3 protein-coding genes are annotated in these 2,768 nt (G+C 43.9%); 1 reads left to right on the forward strand and 2 read right to left on the reverse strand.

Features of this window, described 5'->3' with window-relative positions; genetic code table 11:
- Nucleotides 1–952 (forward strand): GH3 auxin-responsive promoter family protein (locus tag ACJ751_RS17590; RefSeq protein WP_407746831.1); only part of this gene is annotated, 952 nt, incomplete at its 5' end.
- Here ACJ751_RS17590 and ACJ751_RS17595 read toward each other — a convergent pair.
- Together ACJ751_RS17595 and ACJ751_RS17600 are read right to left on the reverse strand one after the other, a co-directional pair.
- The gene (locus ACJ751_RS17595; protein ID WP_407746832.1) at nt 953–1,777 is read right to left on the reverse strand and encodes an MBL fold metallo-hydrolase; all 825 of its coding nucleotides are present in this window, start codon (nt 1,775–1,777) and stop codon (nt 953–955) included. It lies immediately after the preceding gene.
- A 174-nt stretch (nt 1,778–1,951) separates the two neighbouring features.
- Nucleotides 1,952–2,768: alpha-L-arabinofuranosidase C-terminal domain-containing protein (locus ACJ751_RS17600; RefSeq protein WP_407746833.1), on the reverse strand; the 817-nt coding region annotated here is incomplete at its 5' end.

The following is a 2,768-nucleotide window of genomic DNA, read 5'->3' on the forward strand; positions in this document are numbered from 1 at the left end:
ATCAGACGAAATAAACGCCATTCCCGACTATAAGGAAATGATCGAGGCCATGATCGATCTGGCAGATGCCAATGATATCCGCATCATTGTAGCCATGCCGGTTTGGTTACTCGTCTTTCTCAGATCCCTAAAAGCAAAAACAGGAAAGGATTTCAACCAGCTATTCCCGAATTTCCAGTTGCTCATCTTAAGCGGCATGGATTATGAACCCTTTATGCCGGAAATAAAAAAATACATCAACATGCCTTTTGATGTGTTTGAAACGTATCCGAGCACCGAAGGGCTGCTGGCCTACCAGGACCGCCTGAATGAACGCGGCATGCAACTGATCCTGAACAATGGGATCTTCTTTGAATTTGTGGAAGTGGATACGCTGGGGAAGGAACATGTGAACAGGGTTTCACTGAACGAAGTAAAACCTGGTGTCAATTACGCCCTTGTGCTAAACACCAATGCCGGCTTGTGGGGCTATATCAATGGCGATACCGTTCGCTTTAAAACCGTTTTTCCGCACCGCATTGAAATTACCGGAAGAATTGCCCAATACATTTCTGCCTTTGGCGAACATGTTACTGTAGAGGAAACTGAAAAATCGATCAGTGAAACCGCCGCCGCCTGTGGCGCCACCATTGTTGAATATACGGTGGCGCCCAACATTAAAGACGATGGTTCTCTCCCCTATCACGAATGGCTCATCGAGTTTGGCCAGGCGCCTGATAATCTGGAAGAATTCGCGAGGCTGCTTGACATCCAGATTTCCACGCGTAACTTCTCATATAAAGACGTAGTAACGCATAAGGCTATTGAACCACTAAAGATCACGGTAGTGCCAAAAGGAGGCTTTGAAACCTACCTGCAGGCATCTGGCAAAACAGGTTTGCAACAGAAGGTACCGCATGCCAGAAATGATTACCAGTTTGCGGGGCAGTTGAAGAAAGTGCTGGGGTTATAGTTATTTCACCCTGATAACGCCCTCGGTAATGATCGGGAATTTGGTAAAGGCCGAACCTTCATAACCGGGTACAATGAGTTTTTCATCGTTTACCAGGGTTTGCATCTTTTGCATGGCTTTTATATAACCATTGGCATCGAAGGTTCGGAACGATGGCGCCGGGGTTACAAAATCAGAATTGTAATAGATCCAGATATTGTCTGAAGCAAGGGCCATATTACCCAGGCTTGTTTTTATCAATGCATATTGCGGCAGTGAGGGGTTTCTTGAACCGGGGAAGATCTTAAGCCCCTGGATGATCTCTTTATTATATCCTTCAAACAGCGTTACCCGGCCTTTTTCGTGTACCTCAATCAACTTTTTTACTTCCTTCCTGTTGAATTCGCTGTTTACGCCACCTTTCTGCCACGCAGCAGTGGTGAAATAAGTGTAATCATCTTTCTGCACCCAAACCTGGGCGTTGGGAAACATATCGATGCTGTTAATATGGTCGAGGTGCTGGTAGCTTAAAATAATATCTGTAACTTCTTCTGGTTTCAACGCCAGCTTTTGCAAAGTTGAATCGGGCCGAAGGTCATCGATCACATCAAAGCTTTTGGCTGATTCCACACTGTACAAATATCCGGCATCCATTAGAATATATTTTCCATTGCCTTTTATCAGCCAGATCATGAAATCTATGTTCACACTGTCTTTCTCGTGTGCGGTAATTGTTGAATCATGCATGATAGCGGAATACTTCAATGCATATACTTCGCATTGGTTTTGGGAGATGGCGAGGCAGGAAATGAATGATCCCAATAGAAAAAGACATAATTTTTTCATAGTACTGATTAAATGCTTTTTAATGGGCAGGCAGATCGCTATTGTACAAGGTGCATAGCAAAAATACTAATTACCCTCAATTAGCAAAAGAATAGTCCCAACAAAGTCGGGACCAATTTCTCTTCTGTACTATGTTTTTTTATTGTGTGCCACCAATTGATTATTTACCCACATTTACTTTTTACCCACTGACCTTGTATGTACCCTGATGACGGTTAATGAACTGGCCGGAGCCTGATAGGTGAAAGACTTATTGACAGTAAGATTCGATGTTTGCGGTGTTATGTTTTGCGTATTCTCAAAACTGTTCTCAGCCGTAGGATCACCGCTTAACACCGTAACAACAGCGTTGGGATTGAACGCGCCCATACCAGCCAGGTTAATTTTCACGGGTAAGCTAACAGCATCTGTGTTTACTATTTTGAGAATGATATCGCCCGTTTTACTATCCTTTACACAGGAGGCGGCAAAAGTTTTTGCGGTATCTGCTACATTGGCAGAAATAATATGGTGGTAATATATATCGCCTTCATTATTGGCGAACAACTTTTGCGCATAGTAATTTATTGTTGGACAGATCTGCGTTCCGGTAAAATAGATCAGGTTGGGATTCCACTGGGTATGCCCCCTGCGGCCCAGCAAGGGCGCGTACGAAGAAAACAATACCACATCGCCATTGCGTTCAAGCGAGGTCATGTAGAGCGCTTCTGAAAGTGCAGACCGCAACGTATTCCTGCGTTTTACATCATGTGCGGCATACTCGCCTACATATACTTTTGAGTTGGCACGGGAATATTTATCATAACGGGTAAGGTTATTTACAAACCAGTCTGGTTTTTCATAATAATGCTCATCCACCATTTCAACCTTTACCTCGTTGGCAAAATTCCAGCCCAGGTCATAATCTTCGCCGGAGTGAAACGGTCCAACAGTGCCGATAATAGTGATCTCGGGATGTTTGGCATGCACCACCTCATAGATCATTTTAAAG

The sequence above is a fragment of the Niastella sp. genome, from assembly GCF_045805085.1.
Taxonomy (GTDB): domain Bacteria; phylum Bacteroidota; class Bacteroidia; order Chitinophagales; family Chitinophagaceae; genus Niastella.

What these genes read in the sequence shown, in the direction of transcription:
- ACJ751_RS17595 (WP_407746832.1), bottom strand. Translation starts at nt 1,777, where the DNA reads ATGAAAAAATTATGTCTTTTTCTATTGGGATCATTCATTTCCTGCCTC.